The 18885-nt window shown below is 46.4% G+C and carries 20 protein-coding genes; 10 read left to right on the top strand and 10 right to left on the bottom strand.

Annotation, left to right across the window (positions count from 1 at the left end):
• Positions 1–5: 5 nt before the first annotated feature.
• Positions 6–131 (bottom strand): hypothetical protein, encoded by a 126-nt coding sequence (locus ACPW7N_RS22450; RefSeq protein ID WP_425653640.1) that lies wholly within the window; start codon positions 129–131, stop codon positions 6–8.
• 108 nt (positions 132–239) lie between these two features.
• Between ACPW7N_RS22450 and ACPW7N_RS22445 the strand changes: the two genes are divergently transcribed.
• Positions 240–1253, top strand: a complete 1014-nt coding sequence (locus ACPW7N_RS22445) for a DUF4349 domain-containing protein (RefSeq protein WP_425653639.1) — start codon at positions 240–242, stop codon at positions 1251–1253.
• A 138-nt stretch (positions 1254–1391) separates the two neighbouring features.
• Here ACPW7N_RS22445 and ACPW7N_RS22440 read toward each other — a convergent pair whose 3' ends face one another.
• A complete protein-coding gene (locus tag ACPW7N_RS22440) occupies positions 1392–2735 on the bottom strand; it encodes an EAL domain-containing protein (protein WP_425653637.1) in 1344 nt (447 codons plus the stop codon).
• Between the two features lie 170 nt (positions 2736–2905).
• Here ACPW7N_RS22440 and glpX point away from each other — a divergent pair, with 170 nt between their 5' ends.
• From glpX to ACPW7N_RS22425, 3 genes are all read left to right on the top strand, one after another.
• The gene (gene glpX / locus ACPW7N_RS22435; protein WP_425653636.1) at positions 2906–3880 is read left to right on the top strand and encodes a class II fructose-bisphosphatase; all 975 of its coding nucleotides are present in this window, start codon (positions 2906–2908) and stop codon (positions 3878–3880) included.
• 8 nt (positions 3881–3888) lie between these two features.
• Positions 3889–4158, top strand: a complete 270-nt coding sequence (locus ACPW7N_RS22430; RefSeq protein ID WP_425653635.1) for a DUF3055 domain-containing protein — start codon at positions 3889–3891, stop codon at positions 4156–4158.
• Positions 4159–4320: 162 nt separating this feature from the next.
• Positions 4321–4746 carry a hypothetical protein gene (locus ACPW7N_RS22425; RefSeq protein WP_425653634.1) on the top strand — a complete coding sequence of 142 codons (426 nt, stop codon included), beginning with the start codon at positions 4321–4323 and terminating at the stop codon, positions 4744–4746.
• 123 nt (positions 4747–4869) lie between these two features.
• On the opposite strand, the gene ACPW7N_RS22420 is transcribed toward ACPW7N_RS22425, so the two are convergent.
• On the bottom strand, positions 4870–5523 hold the full coding sequence (locus tag ACPW7N_RS22420) for a YutD family protein (RefSeq protein WP_425653633.1): 654 nt from the start codon (positions 5521–5523) through the stop codon (positions 4870–4872).
• 125 nt (positions 5524–5648) lie between these two features.
• Here ACPW7N_RS22420 and ACPW7N_RS22415 point away from each other — a divergent pair, with 125 nt between their 5' ends.
• Complete coding sequence (locus ACPW7N_RS22415; RefSeq protein ID WP_425653632.1) at positions 5649–6755, top strand: YhcN/YlaJ family sporulation lipoprotein; 1107 nt, start codon at positions 5649–5651, stop codon at positions 6753–6755.
• A 179-nt stretch (positions 6756–6934) separates the two neighbouring features.
• On the opposite strand, the gene lipA is transcribed toward ACPW7N_RS22415, so the two are convergent.
• Positions 6935–7819, bottom strand: a complete 885-nt coding sequence (lipA, locus tag ACPW7N_RS22410; protein ID WP_425653631.1) for a lipoyl synthase — start codon at positions 7817–7819, stop codon at positions 6935–6937.
• Positions 7820–7999: 180 nt separating this feature from the next.
• Here lipA and ACPW7N_RS22405 point away from each other — a divergent pair, with 180 nt between their 5' ends.
• A complete protein-coding gene (locus ACPW7N_RS22405) occupies positions 8000–9199 on the top strand; it encodes an ornithine cyclodeaminase, nickel-pincer nucleotide-dependent (RefSeq protein ID WP_425653630.1) in 1200 nt (399 codons plus the stop codon).
• On the opposite strand, the gene ACPW7N_RS22400 is transcribed toward ACPW7N_RS22405, so the two are convergent.
• Together ACPW7N_RS22400 and ACPW7N_RS22395 are read right to left on the bottom strand one after the other, a co-directional pair.
• Positions 9200–11776 (bottom strand): ATP-binding protein, encoded by a 2577-nt coding sequence (locus ACPW7N_RS22400; protein WP_425653628.1) that lies wholly within the window; start codon positions 11774–11776, stop codon positions 9200–9202.
• On the bottom strand, positions 11773–12897 hold the full coding sequence (locus ACPW7N_RS22395) for a metallophosphoesterase family protein (RefSeq protein WP_425653627.1): 1125 nt from the start codon (positions 12895–12897) through the stop codon (positions 11773–11775). Before ACPW7N_RS22395 ends, ACPW7N_RS22400 begins: the two co-directional genes overlap by 4 nt.
• Before the next feature lie 219 nt (positions 12898–13116).
• On the opposite strand from ACPW7N_RS22395, the gene ACPW7N_RS22390 reads away from it, so the two are divergent.
• Positions 13117–14124: a M23 family metallopeptidase gene (locus ACPW7N_RS22390; protein WP_425653699.1), complete on the top strand. Its 1008-nt coding sequence runs from the start codon at positions 13117–13119 to the stop codon at positions 14122–14124.
• Positions 14125–14169: 45 nt separating this feature from the next.
• On the opposite strand, the gene ACPW7N_RS22385 is transcribed toward ACPW7N_RS22390, so the two are convergent.
• The 3 genes from ACPW7N_RS22385 to ACPW7N_RS22375 are packed head-to-tail and all read right to left on the bottom strand — an operon-like array spanning position 14170 to position 15378.
• The gene (locus ACPW7N_RS22385; RefSeq protein ID WP_425653626.1) at positions 14170–14514 is read right to left on the bottom strand and encodes an MBL fold metallo-hydrolase; all 345 of its coding nucleotides are present in this window, start codon (positions 14512–14514) and stop codon (positions 14170–14172) included.
• Positions 14456–14671 carry a hypothetical protein gene (locus tag ACPW7N_RS22380; protein ID WP_425653625.1) on the bottom strand — a complete coding sequence of 72 codons (216 nt, stop codon included), beginning with the start codon at positions 14669–14671 and terminating at the stop codon, positions 14456–14458. Before ACPW7N_RS22380 ends, ACPW7N_RS22385 begins: the two co-directional genes overlap by 59 nt.
• Positions 14672–14688: 17 nt before the next feature.
• A complete protein-coding gene (locus ACPW7N_RS22375) occupies positions 14689–15378 on the bottom strand; it encodes a LexA family protein (RefSeq protein WP_425653623.1) in 690 nt (229 codons plus the stop codon).
• A gap of 112 nt (positions 15379–15490) precedes the next feature.
• Between ACPW7N_RS22375 and ACPW7N_RS22370 the strand changes: the two genes are divergently transcribed.
• Both ACPW7N_RS22370 and ACPW7N_RS22365 read left to right on the top strand, forming a co-directional pair.
• Positions 15491–16588 (top strand): SDR family oxidoreductase, encoded by a 1098-nt coding sequence (locus ACPW7N_RS22370; RefSeq protein WP_425653622.1) that lies wholly within the window; start codon positions 15491–15493, stop codon positions 16586–16588.
• Positions 16589–16616: 28 nt separating this feature from the next.
• Positions 16617–18167, top strand: a complete 1551-nt coding sequence (locus ACPW7N_RS22365) for an aldehyde dehydrogenase family protein (protein ID WP_425653620.1) — start codon at positions 16617–16619, stop codon at positions 18165–18167.
• Here the strand turns inward: ACPW7N_RS22365 and ACPW7N_RS22360 are convergent, their stop codons facing one another.
• Positions 18168–18572 (bottom strand): GNAT family N-acetyltransferase, encoded by a 405-nt coding sequence (locus ACPW7N_RS22360; protein WP_425653618.1) that lies wholly within the window; start codon positions 18570–18572, stop codon positions 18168–18170.
• Between the two features lie 113 nt (positions 18573–18685).
• Here ACPW7N_RS22360 and ACPW7N_RS22355 point away from each other — a divergent pair.
• Positions 18686–18885, top strand: a 200-nt coding sequence (locus ACPW7N_RS22355; RefSeq protein WP_425653617.1) for a GntR family transcriptional regulator, incomplete at its 3' end; no start/stop codon positions are given.

Genomic DNA, 18885 nt, shown 5'->3' with positions numbered 1-18885 from the left:
CCTATCTATGAGTCGTTACGTTTCTTTTTCGATGCTTTCTTGGCGTAGACAATTGTTATCCCAAAGGTAAGCAAGAGAACTAACACTACAAGGACACCTTGCATCAGATATTCTTTTGACACATGCTTCACCTCTTTCTCCCAATCAGTATAACAAAACCTTCTAAAAAACTGTACAAGCCATGATGAAACATTTGCTATTTCCATTCGTCCTAACTGCCAAAAGGGGGTTGTAAATTTATGACAAAGAGAAAGCATTTTCTTTCATGGCATGTGCTGATGCTGTTCACTCTTGCTGTTTCGCTGTTGCTATCTGGCTGCGGAAGCTCTTCACAAAATGCTCCTTCTGGTGGCGAGTCAGCACAAAAGTTCGCCAGCAGGCAGGATTCAGCTAGCTTATCTGCTTCCAACACCAGCAGTGTCGCTCCTTCTCCTGCTTCCAGTGAAAACGAAGCACCAGCCGAACCGATGGCTGCTCCCACGGAGGCAAAAGCAGCAGGATCGCCCTCCACTTCAGGCATTCTGCAAATAACTAGAGCTGACCGCAAAATGATCTATCAAGCCAATCTGTCCGTGGAAGTCGAAAATTACACGAAGGCTCGCTCTGAGCTTGAGGTTGCCGTCAGCCGCTACCATGGATACATCTTGAACTCATCCGATTTTGAAAATGAATATGAAAAAGGCGGGCAGTTGAATGTCCGTATCCCGCAAACCGGATTTTCCTCGTTTCTCAATGAGTTGGATAAAATCGCTACCAAAATACCTGGACGTTCGATCGTTGGGCAGGATGTGACAGAAGAATATGTAGACCTTAGCTCCCGCCTCAAGGCACGTCAAGTTGTGGAGGCTCGTCTGTTGCAGTTCATGTCCGAAGCCAAAAAGACTGAGGATCTGCTGAAAATCTCGTCCGAACTGGGTCGCGTACAGGAGGAAATAGAACAAATCAAGGGACGGATGCGTTACCTTGACGAGAACATCGCCTACTCCACGATTGAGATGTCACTCACCGAGAAAAAAGTGACGGCAAAACTGGATGAAGTGGCCGATTCGGGTACATGGAACAAGGCTTGGCTTGCCCTCAACAAGAGTTTGCTTGGCATTCTGGCTTTCCTCAACGGGCTGATTGTTTTTGTCGCAGGCGCATTCCCCCTCCTGTTGTTATTCGCCATCATTGCCATTCCGGTTGTTGTTTATATCAAACGGAAACGCCGTACCCCACCCCCATCCCAACCGACCTCTTCCTCCAACGACTAAGAAAACCCACCCGACACAAGCTATCGCTGGCATCGGGCGGGGCACCCAAACTTATAAATTCTTACTTTGTAAAAAAACAAGTGCCACAGCGGGTGCTCCCACGATGGCACTTGTTTTGCTTTGAAAGGTACTTTCAACTTATTGCAGAGGAAGCTTTTGTTTGTGGACCCAGTTTTCATCCACCTGTGGAAATGGCTCCTGTGGTCTGGAAAAGAAGAACCCTTGCGCAAAATCAACATTATTCTTTAGCAGGATGTTTGCTTCTGCCTCGGTCTCAATCCCTTCTGCCACCACTTCACAACCGATATTTTTGGCTAGCAGCACAAGCGATTGCAGGACAGAATTTTTCACATCATGCTGATCGATATTCTGGATAATCGAACGGTCAATTTTGATGAAATCCGGTAAAACCTCAGCTATCATGTTCAGACTGGCATAGCCTGCTCCCGTGTCATCAATCGCAAATTTAAATCCATCCTGGCGAAAGGCAGCCATCGACTCATTGAATACTTTAAAATCCTCAATGGAGTGACGCTCCGTAATTTCAAAAATAATTTGCTCCGGCCTCACATGTGGATATTGCTTCATCAAATAACTGACACTTGAATAAAATTGCGGATTGCGTAAAGTAGGCACCGTTACATTGATAAAAATCGGGCAGGTCGTTTTCTTTTTCTGTATTTCGCACAGTGCTTTCTTCACAACCAGCAATTCCAGAGCTAACAGCATCTCCGCCTGATAGGCAAAATGAAACAGGCTTAGCGGCAATGCATAGGGAGTATTCTCGGGTCCTCTGGTCAAAATTTCCCAACCCTCCACATGTCCTGTCCCTAGTGAGATAATCGGCTGGGCAACAACCCGAATTTGTTCCTCGTCAATGATTTTACGGATTTCGGCACGAAAGTTCCCGATCCCGGAACTAAGCTCCTGCTTGGCAATCGCCCGAGCATCCTGAATTGCTTTTTGAATCACTTCATGCAAATCATCGACATGGGGATCAATGCACACATACGACGTGTGAAATTCTATCAGGTTATCAGAGAACGTTGCTGTTTTCTCGGCAATTTCGTGCTCCAGTTCCTGTTTCAACTCTTCCGAGATTTGCTGTAATCTCTCCGTTGTGTATACTTCATCGTCTTCTTTGATCAGTATCATATAGTCATCATCATAGTATTGTTGTACGGCCAAGACGTCTTTTTCCGTGAAGCGCCTTTTGACAATCGTCCGGAATGCCTCGACGATCGTATCTTCTATTTGCAACATGGCATGACGAGGATAAAATGACTTCAGCTCGCCGTATTTTTTCACATCATAAAAAAAGAGGATACAACGCTTTCCTTTGCGATTCCACTTTTCGATCTGACTTTGTACAACATCCCGCATGATGAAATGTGGAGGAAACAATTTCAATGCAAAGGTTGGACATAACATTTGCAGCCATAATTTCAGTTTTTCCAAGCCTTTGCTTGTCCGTTGGTACATGAATGTCCCTCCCGCTTCTGGCGGCATCTTGGATGATTTTCCTAATCGTTTCTAACTTCCATATTAGAAGAAATAATAGGAAGATTCAACACGAAACTTCGCCTGCTCTCAAACTGTGTTACAATATAGAAGAATTTGCTGAATGGTAGACGCATAAGAGGAGGACAAACATGGATAGGGAATTGGCTTTGGAAGTAGTTCGTGTAACAGAAGTTGCCGCACTTGCTTCCGCCCAATGGCTTGGCAGGGGTAAAAAAAATGAAGCGGACGGCGCTGCAACCAGTGCAATGCGTGCCATGTTCGATACAATCAACATGCGGGGAACCGTTGTCATCGGTGAAGGCGAACTGGATGAAGCCCCCATGCTGTATATTGGTGAAAAATTAGGTAGTCCTGATTCGGATGGTCCCGAGGTTGATGTCGCAGTCGATCCGCTTGAAGGAACAACGATCGTCGCCAAAGGTCACAGTAATGCAATGTCGGTGCTTGCGATCGGTGACAAAGGAATGCTCCTGCATGCTCCTGACATGTACATGATGAAAATGGCAGTAGGCCCACGTGCTGCTGGCCGCATTCATCTCCATGATCCTATTGAAAAAATGATTGAAATCGTAGCTGAAGCCAATAATAAAAGAATTCAAGACGTTACTGTCATTATTCAGGAACGTGACCGTCATAACCATTTAATCGAAGCGGTTCGTGAAAAAGGTGCTCGTGTTAAGTTATTTGGTGATGGTGACGTTGGCGCTGCTATTGCTGCTTGCATGCCTGGCACAGGGATTGATTTGTTCATCGGAATTGGCGGTGCACCTGAAGGAGTAATCAGTGCGGCAGCGATCAAATGTCTTGGTGGCGATATGCAAGCACAGTTGAAACCTCAAAACGATGAAGAACGTCAACGCTGCATCCGCATGGGATTGGAAGACCCTGAGCAAGTTCTTCAACTGTCTGATCTTGTGCGTGGAGATGATGCTATCTTTGCTGCAACTGGAGTTTCGGACGGAGAGTTGATTCAAGGCGTGCGCTTCCTCGGAGACGATATAGCTGAGACACATTCCATTGTCATGCGTGCCAAAACAAAGACATTGCGTTTTATCCGTGCTCTTCATAATCTGGAACATAAACCAAATTTGGTTTGGAAGTAGGTGAATCCATGTCTGACGAGATCTTATTTCTTTACGATGATACAGAAGATACTCGCACTCGTTTTGTAAGCTTCATAGGAGAAACAAGTCGGTTTGATTTGGCTATCACCACCACCGGCCGTTTTTATGGCAAAAGACTGGTTGTCAATATTCAAAACGGCAGAAGTGCTATTGTAGGCGATGACGACCTGCGTGAAGAAGGCTATATCCAATACGCTTTTCAACTGTCAGAAAAAGAAGCGGATGAACTGACATCATTCCTTGAAAAGACGTTGTAACAATTGAATCCTAAACGTTCTTCCCTGCTCGAATCCAGAGCAGGGTTTTTTATTTGGATGAAGAGCCCATTTTTTCCTGGTACATGCGCCTATTTCTCGGCCCGCCCATATACTGCCAACGAAAGATAAAGAGAGATCAAAACGAGGAGTGTCGATACTTTTATGCAATCGTTCCCTAATCAGCAATCCTATCCAAATAACACACAGTTCCAATCGAATGCAACCGGATATTACCGGCCAATCACAAACACCCAATATCTACCGACCTACACAACACACAATCCGTATCAAATTCAACAGGTGAGCCATGAGAAACACCACCATCACAGAAGATTTGACAGCCCTGAAGACCTGGCAAGATTCCTGTTGCCGTTTGTTTATCCACCCAATTATTATAGTCCGTACTACCAGCCATACTATCAGCCGTACTCTTATTATCAACCATACCCATACAATCAGTACTACCAGCAATACCCATACAATCCCTACTATCCGTACCCATATGTCTATGCATCAGAAAATCAGTACCAATCAGCTCAGCCAGTCCAAGGACATTATGAAGACAGCCAACAGGATGAGCTGGTGTAAAACTGCCTGAAAACCCACTCGTACGTCCTAAAGCATCGTCGGGCGAGGCCCCAACTTACTGCTAAAAAAGCACCATTTCCTTTAATCAACAAGGAATGGTGCTTTCTTTCTTTATTTATAGACTTATTTATTTTTTTCTTCCGTGCGGCGAGTGTTATTTTGTGAAGCTTCTGTCGTTACCTTTTCCCGATTCGGACGGTTAGAGAATTGTGAATTGCGTCTGTCTTTGTTCGATCGATCCGCTCTGAAATTTTTACCCTGCTTCTCTTTTTGCTCATTTCGATTATTTCGGTTCGGCCTGTCTGTTCGCTCATTGGATGGGTTGGACTGCTCCTTGGCATTGCGGTCAGGGCGATCCGGACGAGGGCGCTGTGGGCGATTGGGTCTGTCAAATCTCGGATGTTTTCTGTCATAACGAACGGATGGCTCAGAGGAAGATTCTTCTGTTCCACCCTGATTGGTCGTGATTTCATCTACTGAATCATCCAATGTATTTGCTCCGAGAGTTCTTACACGCTTCAAAACGAAATAAGCACAGCCGAAGTTACAAAACTCCTGCAAATATTCATCCAAAGCGGCAATTTTTTGTTCAAATGGTGCCTTTTTATTGGTGTTCTCGTAGAAGCCGCGCAGTCGAAGCTGGCTATATCCCCAATCACCAACAATATAATCGTATTTATCCAAAATATCACTGTAACGTTCTTTAAATGCTTCATGGTTCCAGCCTGAACGGCTTTCTTCCATCACTTCATAAACTCCGGCTTGCGTGCGAATCAAAACATGCTTCCTCCTTTACGAGAACATCTGCCCCCATCTTACCACATTTTCTGGTTTCGGACATAAAATTCCCACACAAACTCCCGACTCTTGACGGGCAATATACTGAGCAGGAGGTGTATCCAATGAATAAGCAATGGCTTTACTCAACAATTGCCGGTATCGCATTACTTGCTACTGCCTGTGGGAATAACGCTGCCGCTCCTAACACGAATCGTTACGGGACAACAGCCTACGATGGTACCAGTTATTCTTATGGTGATTACATGGCCCGCAGCAGCAACCTCATAGGCGGTTATTCTGGAACCATGGGCACCAGACACAACGGAACATATGGCACCGGAAGCAATAATACTGCTTTTGGCGTAGACCGTACCACTGGCTACTACGGAGCAACAAGCAATAACACCGCCTTTAGAGGGGCTGGCTATGGTGCAACGGGATATGGCACCACCACAGGTTATGGCATGAACGGATATGGTAGTACCCCGTACAATACGCGTGGTTTCGGCTATGGAACCGATGGTACGTATGGAATCCGTGCAGGCGACCAGGCCAATTACCGGATGAACACTTCCATTTACAAAACAGGCACGGATGGCAATGTAGTCGGCAATGGGTACAATTTCCGAACGGCTGGCACTGCTGGTCAAGGCACAACTGGTATGGCAACTGGTCATAACCGAATGGGCTATGCCCGCATGGATGTCAATTACGTCCGTACCAACCGTGACGCTCTCAGTCAGTTCCATGTAGACCGCGATGCTTTGGCACAAGTTGTGGGCAACGTTACATGCGGCGTCCCAGGGGTCTCCACCTCAACCGTACTGGTAACAGATGAAGAAATTTTCGTCGGAGTTAACCTGGAGGGAAAACATGCGAATTCTGCAAAGCCAAAAGTGCGCATGAATGCCATGTCCGTTTCCCCGAGATGGTTTAAAGTCTATGTAACGGACAACAAAGACATGATCGATGAGATGACGAGAATTTACTCTCGCTCATCCAATGTGAACGTGGCCTCACCACATGATGACCGCCAAATTGACAATTTAATCCGCAGCTTTGGTGGTTCAACCGACTCAGACCACATGAAGGGCCGCCGTCATGCTACTCAAAGTATGACTGGCACCAATACAGCAGGCTATCAGGATGCCAGCACAACAGGCCGCAATACGGGTACTTCCATGGGCGGCGGTGCAGGAGCGACCGGCACAACTGGCGGTTCTAGATAAGAAAACCCACCCGACATAAGCTATCGCTAACGGTCGACTAAACGCAACATCCGTGTTGCATCGTCGACACTCGCACGTCCTGAGCATCGTCGGGCGGGGCCCCAAACTTTAAAATTTTAAGATACCCCTATGCATCCAGCAAATGGAGCACAGGGGTATTGTTTGTATTTTATCCTCGCCTATTTGGAAGCAATTGATTCCTTGGCTGCATTTGCTTGCTCATGAGCATGATAGGAGCTTCGTACGAGCGGCCCTGCTTCCACGTGGCTGAAACCACGTTTCATGCCCTCATCTTTTAACTGTTTGAACTCATCAGGATGGTAGTACTTCTCCACATTTATATGTTTCTTGGTTGGCTGCAGATATTGTCCGATGGTCATAATATTCACATCGACAGCACGAAGATCTTCCATCGTCTCGATGATCTCTTCCATTGATTCTCCAACCCCGATCATCAGACTGGATTTGGTCGGAATTTGAGGCTGCATTTCTTTCGCACGGCGGAGCAGTTCTATCGTGCGATCGTATTTTGCACGGGCACGGATGCGGTCAGACAGTCTGCGTACCCCTTCAATATTGTGATTTAATACATCAGGCTTGGCATCCATTACCACTTGAAGAGCATCCCAGTTCCCCTGGAAGTCAGGAATTAACACCTCAATGGTCGCAAGTGGCAATCGGTTGCGGATCGCTTTGATCGTTGCCGCAAAAATCGAGGCTCCCCCATCTGCCAAATCATCACGTGCTACCGATGTAACGACGACGTGCTGCAAGCCCATCTTTTCAGAGGCTTCTGCTACACGTTCTGGTTCAGCCGTATCCAATTCGGTAGGAAGACCCGTTTTTACTGCACAGAAGCGACAGGCACGAGTACAAATATCGCCCAAAATCATAAATGTTGCGGTTTTATTTGACCAACACTCATGTATATTCGGACATCTCGCTTCCTCACAAACTGTATGTAACGTTTTTCCACGCATCGTTTGTTTGATTTCTTTAAAGTTGGCCAGCTCATCGCCTTTGACGAGGTTAATCTTGAGCCACTCCGGTTTTCGTTGCGCCATTTTCGGGCTCACTCCTATTTGTCCATGATTCCTACATTATATAGTTATTTTTTTCGTTGGGGCAATAGATGGTTATACTTCTATTATGCAGTTATTCTTTGGAAACTAATGGTTGATTTTAGCGTTACTATGCAATTACGATATTCTGAAATGAATCATGTACCAGGAGGTAATGGGAATTTGGAACACCTGATCGAGATTCGTGGTCATATTATTCGGGATAACATTCTCAAATTAGTTGATGCTTCTGTAGAGCAATATCAAGGAAAGTATCGAATTATCCAACTGGAAGTAGGAGATCACACAGACGACGAGTCTGTGGCTAAGGTTGTGATTGATCTTCCCGAAGACAAATTGGATTTGGTGCTAAATGAGTTAACGAATGTAGGATGTATTATTCCTCGGTCAGAGAACACCATCCATATCAAACTGGCTGAAAAAGACAGGACAGTTTCCGATGACTTTTACTCCACAACCAATCATGCCACCGAAGTTTACTTGAACGGCAAGTGGGTACGGGCAAAGCATCAACGCATGGACGCCTGTCTTGTGCTAAAAGGTGACGAGGTACACTGTGTAAAACTGCGTGATATCAAAAAGGGCGATCAGGTCATCTGTGGCAGCTCAGGTGTACGACTTATCCTTCCGGAAACACAGGAAAACGGAACTGAATTTGCTTTTATGAATAATGAGGTTAGCTCCGAGCGTCGAGTCGAAGTAATCGTAAAAAAACTGGCGCAGGAAATGAAGCAAATTCACGAGCGCAATGGAAAAATTGTGTTTGTCGCAGGTCCTGTTGTCATTCATACGGGTGGACAGGATGCGTTCATTTCCTTAATTCGCAAAGGATACGTGAATGCCATTCTTTCCGGAAATGCCATTGCTGTACACGATATCGAGCGTGCCTTGTTCGGTACGTCATTAGGAGTGAATCTCGATACCGGGTCTGTTGTCCGTGGCGGTCATAAAAATCACATGAGAGCGATTAATGCCATCAATCGCTCAGGCTCGATTGCAGAGGCTGTCGAGGATGGCACATTGAAAAACGGCATCATGTACGAATGTGTGAAGCATCACGTTCCTTTTGTACTGGCTGGCTCCATTCGTGATGACGGTCCTCTGCCCGATACACTGATGGACCTGATTGAAGCTCAGGCACAGTATGCTGAGCAGGTGGCAGATGCCGATCTGGTGATCATGCTCTCGACGATGTTACATGCCATCGGAACAGGCAATATGATGCCAAGCTGGATAAAAACTGTCTGTGTAGACATTAACCCGGCCGTAGTAACCAAACTGATGGACCGTGGCTCTGCCCAAACGGTTGGTGTAGTTACAGACGTGGGCATGTTCCTGACGATGCTTGAACGGGAGCTGTAACTACGGAAGGCGTAAAATTTGATGACGTCCTTCTGTTGCCATGAGCGGGGCAAGCAGTTTTTCTTCTCGGGGCTGACAGGAAAAGAGAAATACCTGATGTTTCTCTGCCAACTTCATTACGTATTGCAGCGTCTGCTCCAATCTTGTCTGATCGTAGTGAATGAAGTGATCATCAAAGAAGATAGGCAAAGGCTCCTTTTCCTGACTGCAGTGAGTGATCATGGCCATTCGCTGGGCAAAATAGAGTTGATCCTGGGTACCGGATGACAATTGCTTTTGAGTAATAACATCTCGAGTACCCGGTTCAATGACCCGAATAGCATAATGATGCAAGGGGTCCAGTCGTACATCATGATACCGTCCATCTGTGATATGATCCATGATTTCAGATGCGGTTTGATTCAAGTCAGGGGAAAACTCCCGATGCCATTCCTTCCACGCCTCCATCAGGGAATCTTGTGCAAGCTCCAGTGCTTTTCGCCGTTTTAACAGGGAAGAAACCTGTTCTTTGGCTTCATCACTGGCACTTTTCGCTTGCGCCCACGAAACATAATCCCTCTGTCCAATTTCACCGTGTGCTCTTGCAATCTGCTCTTTATGATCAACAATTTTTTCTTCGAGTTGTTTGAGCTTCTCTTCTTCGCTTTTTTTCTGCAAGTTGATTCTTTGCATCTCTTCATCCAATTTGGTACGAACGTGCTCTTCCCACTCCTGTAAAAGCTTCTTCTTTTGCAAAATCACTTGCTCATATTCCTGCGTCACTTGTTGGCGATGTCGTTCCTGTTGCAGTTCTTGCTCCAAGCGTTCCTGATCCTCTTCTCGCCTTTTTTCCCAAAGCTGATGCTCTTGCAGGACAAGCGATACTCCTTCTTCAAAGGAAAGATGATGAGGGACTCCCCATTGCAACATCGTCTTTTCCAGGATGGCTTTCATTCGCTTCTTTTCTTGCTGCAATTGTTTCCCCAGCTCAGATCGATGAATGTCTTTTAGATGCTTTTCACGCATCAGCAGAAACGCTTCCCACCCATTCACTTTCCACTCCGCTACGATATTCGCCAATTGGGATTCGCACGCATAAACGTGTTCCTCCATTTCCTGCAGCTTGGCTGTCTTCTCTGGATCAAAATCGGCTTCCATCTGAGTAGTGTTTGGCTGAAGACGAATGTTCTGCTTTTTTGATGAAAACGACTTGTAAAGAAGAATCGCACCTCCAATCGAAGCAATTCCAGAGAGTACAAACAGGGCAGTTTCAACAGAGGTTGATACAGATAGCAGATGTCCAAGAAGCAAAATCCCCAGCACCACACCAGACGAGGCAAGGATGCCTCCTGCCCACGACAGGTTGCCGCTCCCTTTATGAATGGAGGACCTGCCTTGACCTCTTGACATACGGCGTGGTGTCCGATTCATTGAATGTCTTGCTGCTTCAATTTGTTCACGCAGTCCTAGCCCCAAACGATAGTCAGACTGAAGTTTTTCCAGATTTATTTCATTTGTGCGACTGGTTTCCTCCGCCTGATCCTCCTTGTTAGCAGAATAGGCGTACCAGTTTTTCAACCAGGTATGCCATTCTTCGTCAGGGATGTCATGGAAGGAGAGAAGCCTGCTCATCTGTTTGCTGATTTCCGCTTCCTGTGCTTGGTGCTTGGTGTTTACGGCCAAATAGGTTGCTTCTGTCTGTTTTATCGCAAGCAAACGTTCTCGAACTTTTTTGTGCACCATCTGTTCTTCCACGGTCTCGGCATGTTGTTCCCACATCAGAAGCTGTTCATCTGTTTGTGTTTGAAAACTGAATTGCCACCATTTCTGTGCCTCTTGCAGCTTCCTCTCGTGTTCTCGTTGCAGCGATAGCAATTGCTGTTTTTGTCTGACCATGGATTCCAGTTCGGCATTCCAGCCAGCAACGTTTTGAGAGAGCGTCTGAACGGATTGCCACGCTTGCTCTGCTTCGATGAGTGCTTGGCTTGCCTGGGTTGCCTGCTTGCTGGCCTTTCCTAACAGGGTGTTCTCGGCAGTCTCTTTTTTTCCAATTGCAGCAATCTCCGTCTCCAATCCACCGAGCAGGGTTCGCATGATTGGATCTTCGGTGTAGCTGGCCGTTACCGCAGGAAGAAACCGCTCGGATGCCACCAATGGCTCGGAGCGTACCCATGTGACATCAGTGAATACACTGCGGGTAAGACCCAGATGCTTTTCCATAAAATTGTACTCTTTGCGACGATCCTCCTGGTACAAGGCCGTAACCTCGGTCAACTCCGGTTCGAGGAACAGTCTTGCCTGCTCTTTTTCTTTGGAGAAATGGCGATGCAAGCGAAAATCCTGATCCTCTATCGAGTAGCGGATTACCGTCTCATAGGATCCCTTGTCCCACGGCTCATATCGCTCATGCTCGTCCAGATATCGTGTCACCCGAACATAATCCCGCTTCATTCCATAAAGAGAAGCAAACAGGGCTTGCAGCAAGGTCGTCTTACCCGATTCATTAGGAGCCGTACAAACATTGATTCCTGGAGTAAAATGAAGTGTTTGATTTCGCCATTTGCCAAACCCTTGCATATGGATTTCTTTTATGATCATCGAATCGTGCCTCCTATGCGTCGCACTGCTTCCTGGAGGGCAATTTCTGCGATTTCCTTGTCCATCTCTGCCGGCGATTGAGCGATCGCTGATTGAAGCGTGCGCAGCCATCTACCCAGCAGTTGATTTTCTTGGATCAACTGCTCGACATCAATATCGGGATAGGTGCAATCACGGAAGCTGACCGAAAAAAACTCCCGATACTGTTCCCGCAAGAGCTCAAGGGGGATGGCAAGGTGGCTCATCCGTTGACCTTCCAACGTCACTTCCAGTATGTTTCGTTTATTTTTACTGTGCAAAACAGAGGCAATTCGTTGCAGCAGCGCATCCGTTGTGCTTGCACCGTTTACCTCTATTGATACTTTTTCGATTTGTCTGGAACAAACAGGAATGGTCTCCAGACGCACCTCGCCATCAGGCTGAATAGAACCGAGCAGAACATGTCTCATCCCGCTCTCTTTGCTCGTTAATCCCTCGGGAGAGCCTGGATAGGCGGCAAAAGGAGTCTTTCTCTCCGAATGGATAAATTGATGAGCTTTATGAATGTGACCCAAGGCAACATAGTCCATGGAAAGATTCTGCAATTCTTGCAACGCAATTGGCGCATATGGCTGATGCCCCCACTCTTCTTGCGTCAGGACAGTTCCGTGGATCACCATGATGTGATGCTGAAAGCCTGTCAGCTTGCCAGGAAAGGAGGCTAACGGAGATTCCGTGACATGGGCTTGTCCAAACCCCCAGCCGTACACCACGCATTGTTTTTCTGGAAACTCATAGGCTCCCCACTCCGGAGTAAAGAAGTAGACATTGGTCGGCCACTCAATGGTCTGATAATACGAGTCCTCCATCCAGGGATCATGATTCCCCGGTGCAATAAATACAGGCGTTGGACTGACACTCGCAAACAGCTCGATCAAAAACAAAGCTGTCGACCTTGTTCCGCCATGATATTCCATCAGGTCTCCGGCAATCAGCCAGAAATCGACCTGTTTATCACGAACCAGATCACGAATCCGTTGCATCGTTTCGCGGAAATCGTGTTGTCGAATCTCATATAAGGAAGCCATAGATACTAACGGAGCATCTAAATGAACATCGGCTGTATGAATAAACGATAGCATGTCATCACCTCAAAGAACCCACCCGAATTTACGAACATACTTTCTCTTTTGTTCATGATACAGGATAACACCAGAACTATCCATCGAAAAATAACGTAATAACAGGATTCCGGGATTGGGAAAATGTATCTGAGTAAACAAAAGACCTAGTGGCAAAAATACGGGAAAAAGCAATGGACATGGAGGAGATTGCTTTTGCGACGTTTTGGATTTCTCGTACTGATGATGGCCCTTATACTGGTGAATCTTCCTTTGCATACGGCAGCAGCTCTCTTCAACAAGGAACCTGTCACCAAGCAGGAAAAAAAGGCAAACAAAGACCCTGTTCAGCAGGCTCGAATGGACTTGTTCCAACGTTTTGAGACCGTATATCAGATTCCCTGGGCGTATCTTGCCGCAATCGATCAATACGAAAGAACAATGAAAAAGAGAAAAAAAAATACCAAAGAAAAGCCGGACAATCGTCTCACAGCCATCACCATTCCACCAAGAGTCTGGTCTGGATACCTGAATCCGGAGGAAGATGATACCGATCCGGGATCAATCCAGTTTTTCGGTGGAATTGGAAGGGACGGTTCAGGAGATGGGGCTGCTGATCAAACCAACGACATGGATGTACTGTACACTACGACTCAGTTCCTGAAAGAATTTGGTTGGTCACCTGAAGACTTCCGAATTGGACTTTGGAACTTTTACAGACGGGATCAGGCGGTACGGACAATCCAGCAGTTTGTCGCAGTGTATGATAAATATCAAAGTCTGGATCTCTTGCATCATGCCTTCCCTATTCCACGCAGGTATGATTACAGTTACAGAAACACCTGGGGTGACGCCAGGGGCTGGGGAGGCCGACGAATCCATGAAGGAACCGATATTTTTGCCGATTATGGTACCCCCGTGCTCAGTACCAGTTATGGTGTCATTGAAATTATGGGATGGAACCGTTATGGCGGGTGGCGAGTGGGCATACGAGACATCGAAAACGTATACCACTACTTCGCACACTTGTCTGCTTTTAACAAAGGTCTAAAAGTTGGAGATATCGTAGAACCGGGTCAAGTAGTTGGCTATGTAGGCAGTTCCGGTTACGGCAAGCCCGGTACTTCAGGAAAATTTCCACCGCATTTGCATTACGGAATGTACAGTGAGACCGGATCAGATGAATGGGCCTTCGATCCTTTCCCTTACCTGAAGCGCTGGGAGAGACAAAACAAAAAACGGAAATGATTGCTGAAAATAACAGGAAAGGCAGGGGGAAGGCCCCCTGCCTTGTTACTGATTGCGGATAATGGAGTGAACGATATTATGCGGTGACATCTCAAAAATCGATACGTATGTCAGTGGATCGACCTTGGGGTACAGCGTTTTGCAAATCTGTTTCTCGCTCATTCCTCTCTGATAAAGTGATTCATAGCGAAGCATGACCCTTGGACGGCTTGTTAAAAACAGATCCCCGCTAAACAATCTGCCATGCTCCTGATCCAACAACACAATGTGATCTTCTGCATGTCCCGGAATATGGATTACCTGGTAGCGGTGTTGATCAGATTCAATCGTCTCAGAAATCGTCTGTGGCTGAAATGCTTCCCGATTCCCCCAGAACAACCTGCGATACATAGGTAATTTTGTTTGACTTTGGCAAAATGGTTTGTCTGGGGCCCGTGTCAATCAACAGCCCATCTACCTCATAAATATGGACACTCAGCCTCTGCCCCATTCGAGTAATTATTGCTTTGGCATGCGTAATGTTCTCGAATGTATCTACCTGAATCATCAGTTTACCCACACCCACTATAACCTGGACTGCTTCTGGTACATGTCGAGAAACTCTGTCAGCATGGCAAGTTCTTGCGGTGAAAGCTCTTCTACATTTGCCAGGAATTGGCCGACAAACTTTGCCATATGCGGACTCAGTTCTTCACCGACCGTCTGAATGATCATCCCGACAACCGTGCCTACAAACATCGAAAGCTGCAACACTGGATTTTTCGACACGGAGATTACATTGATACTCAGATGCCGAACGGTCTGCCCCAATCCGTTTAAATAAAGCAGCAACACTCCCAGAAAATAAACACAAAACTCCACTCGGTACGTTACTTTCTCCATTTTTTGAAGCAGGCGATCAACGGATTCAGCCAACGGATGGCTCTCCAATTCTGAGAGCAATTGTGTAAGCTCCTGTTTCAGCTTTTCCCACTCTTCGTTTGTCGTGATTTCTGCTCTGGACTTTTGGAACAATCCCTCCGATTTTTCTGTCGGTATAAACACGACCAACGACCTCCCTGTTTCATTGGGGCCCACGGAGTAGGTTCTCTGCAAATACCCGTGATTCTCCAGCTCTTTGAGCACATCATATGCGGTCCATTTGCTCACCCCAATTGCTTCAGCAATCGTCGAATAGTGTACAGGTATATTTGTTTGTTCATACAGGTGCACAATTTGCTCAAGAAATTGCTTTCGTCTTTCCGTAAGACTCATGATTGACTCCTTCTTAGTGACCAACGTATAGTAAATGTAAGAATTTTCTTTTTTGGGTCTTTTGGGTATATTGTAAAGGTTTCAAATACAAATGGCAAATGGGGGTATTGTCATGGGGAATGTCTATTTTTTCACGGGTTTTCCAGGGTTTATTGCTACTGCTTTGCTCAAGCAAATCATCCGAGATGGTCACACGATTGAACATTGTTACCTTCTCGTTCTGCCAGAGATGAAGATAAAGGCAGAAGAAGAAGCAAATAAAATCGCTGCATCAGAGAAAATAGATAAAACCAGGCTCACCGTTATCACGGGAGATATCACGAAGCCCGGTCTCGACTTGACAGCAGGTGTACAAGCAACTGTAAGTCAACAAGTAACCCATGTCTTTCATTTGGCAGCCATTTACGACCTCGCCGTTCCAGAGAAACTCGCCTATGACGTCAATGTAACAGGAACAAAGAATGTCAATGAGTGGCTTTTTACTTTACTCCGGCTGAAACGTTATATTTACTTTAGTACCGCTTACGTCTCTGGTCGACGGGAAGGTGTCATCTATGAATCAGAACTGGTGAAGAACCAGACGTTCAAAAATCATTACGAAAGCACAAAGTATGAGGCAGAGATGCTCGTACAACAAATCTGGAATCAGATACCCACAACCATCATTCGCCCTGCAGTCGTCAAAGGTGATTCCCGCACAGGAGAGACAATCAAATTCGATGGACCATACTTCATCTTGAACTTTTTTGACCGCCTGAAGTTTATGCCCATCCTTCCCTACCTCGGAGCAGGAGAAGCGCAAGGCAATTTCGTTCCGGTCGATTATATCATCCGTGCTTCCACCTATCTCGGCCATGCAGAAGTCGGTGCAGGCAAAACCTATCATCTTACCGACCCCAAGCCTTATCTCGTACATGAAATTTACTCCATGCTCTATGAAGCCATTAGTGGTCGACAGCCCAAAGGAAAAATTCCGTTATCCTGGGCCAAAGCTGCCCTTGCCATACCGCAAGTACGCAGATGGTTAGGTGTTGAAAAAGAAGCGATGGATTACTTTACCTGCATGTCCGTTTATGACTGTTCCGCCGCACAAAAAGACCTTGCTGGATCAGGGATTACCTGTCCTGATTTCCGTGAAGGGATCCAATCGATGGTTACCTTCTATCAGGCAAACAAGTTTGACAAGAGCAAGCATTTGACGATTCGTTAATCTTCTTAACAGAGGTGCTGATATGCAGATGACCACGATCAATAACCGTGCGAAATGGCAAGTGACTTGCCCGGCCACGCACCAAATCATTGCAGAGATGGACGAAACATCCCTTGATGAAGTGCCCCGTCTGTATGAGCAGGCCAGAAGCGCCTTTGCTCAATGGGCCAGACTGACGATTCATGAACGGATAGAGTATTTGCGCAAGCTGCGAATTTATATGACGGAACATATGGAAGAAATCATTCAAACAATTTCCAACGATGCGGGGAAAGTAAAGGTAGAAGCATTGACTGCTGATGTCATGCCTGTGCTGGATGCGATCCTCCACATCGAAAAACACGCACATCAAGTTCTCGGACGAGAAAAGAAATCAACACCGATTCTCTTAATTGGAAAAAAATCATATGTAGAATTCATGCCTAGAGGTGTCGTACTGGTCATCTCACCGTGGAACTATCCGTTTCAACTGGCGATGGTTCCTATGCTAAGCGCACTCGTTGGCGGCAATACGGTGATTTTGAAGCCTTCTGAGATCACTCCGCTTGTCGGCAAATGCATCGAAGAGCTATTCCAAAAAGCAGGCTTTCCTCCGGGTGTCGTACAGGTTGCCCACGGTGGCAAAGAACTGGGTGCTGTCCTTACGCAAGGAAACCCCGATTATATTTTTTTCACTGGTTCTGTACGGACAGGACAAATCATTCAAATGCAAGCTGCGAAAGATTTGATCCCAACGACACTTGAGCTTGGCGGCAAAGACCCGATGATCGTTTTTTCGGATGCCAATCTGGAGCGTGCTATTCGGGGTGCGTTATGGGGAGCATTTACCAATAGCGGTCAGGTGTGTATGTCAACGGAGCGTCTCTATGTACAAAGACCAATCTATGAGAAATTCGTCCAGAAGCTTGTTGAAGAGGTAAACCAGTTGACACAGGGCTTCACGCTCAATGATGATATCGGCTCCATGACGTTTCAGGGACAACTGGCTATCCTCAAGGAGCAATTGGACGATGCATTGGCCGGGGGAGCAGATCTGCGGACGGGGACGACTCCCGACCAATGGGATACCTCCAAAGGATTTTTTGTCCCTCCGACCGTACTCACAAATGTGAAACAGTCGATGAAAGTGGTTCAGGAAGAAGCCTTTGGCCCGCTTCTGCCGATTATTCCTTTTGATACAGAAGAAGAAGCTGTACAACTTGCCAACGATTCTCTGTACGGGCTAAATGCAAGCGTGTGGAGCGCTGATCTGAACAAGGCAAAACGAGTGGCTTCCCGACTAGTCAGTGGCGCAGTTGCCATTAACGATGTCATTGTCAGTGTGGCTAACCATCATCTGCCTTTCGGTGGGGCCAAACACAGTGGAATTGGCCGTTATCACGGCGACAACGGCTTGCGCATCTTTTGCCACGAGAAGGCGGTCATTGTGGATCGGGGAAAATTCAACTCGGAAGTCCATTGGTACCCTTATCGTGGAAAGTACCACCTTCTCTATAACCTGATCTACAGCTATTATGCCAAAAGCCGCAATTGGTTGACGTTTGTCAAATCGTATGTAGGTCTGATACGGAAACCGTAATTATCTCTTGACCTTATACCACGTGTCTTCCAGTCGTTTGAAGTTAGAGAACCCCTGTCTTTCATAGAAGCCAATGGCAGCGGGAGCAGCAACCAACAGGATCATGACATCCTGATCAAGCTGATCATACAAGTGATTGATCAGTTGTTTGCCAATCCCCTGCCTCTGGTAATCTCGATGTACGGCCAGGTCATTCAGATAGCAGTCAAAGACAAAATCCGTGAAGGCCCGCAAAAATCCAACGATTTGCCCCTCCTGATTGCGAGCCGTTATGAGTATCGTTGCATTCTTTATCAATTGTTCGATTTTTCGAGGATCCTCTGGTCTGGTAAGCCCCGATTGCTGATAAATTTCCTGAGCCTCTGCTGCTGTGATCATAGGATTCATTTGATACGTAATATTCATCTGATTTCTCCCCCCAACTGGAACTCTTCTGATAGAATAAAAGCATCCTGTCCCTGATGAAAGAGTCAGTTTTTATAAATCGGATGAGGTCAGATGAGAGAGAGTGATCAAGGTTGCTGGAGATAACGCCTAACTTGCATGGAAATCATTCCACACCGTACTATCTACAACTGTATCAATTTATTCGAGACGAGATTTCAGAGGGTCGTTTTCTCCCCGGTACTCGCCTGCCTTCTATCCGTCAGTGTGCAGAGCATCTGCGGTTAAGTCGCAATACAATCGAAACGGCTTACCAGCAACTGCTCGCAGAAGG

The sequence above is a fragment of the Brevibacillus nigriterrae genome (genome assembly GCF_049846925.1).
In the GTDB taxonomy this organism is placed as follows: Bacteria; Bacillota; Bacilli; order Brevibacillales; family Brevibacillaceae; genus Brevibacillus_H.
This window is presented reverse-complemented; position numbering and strand designations above follow the sequence as displayed.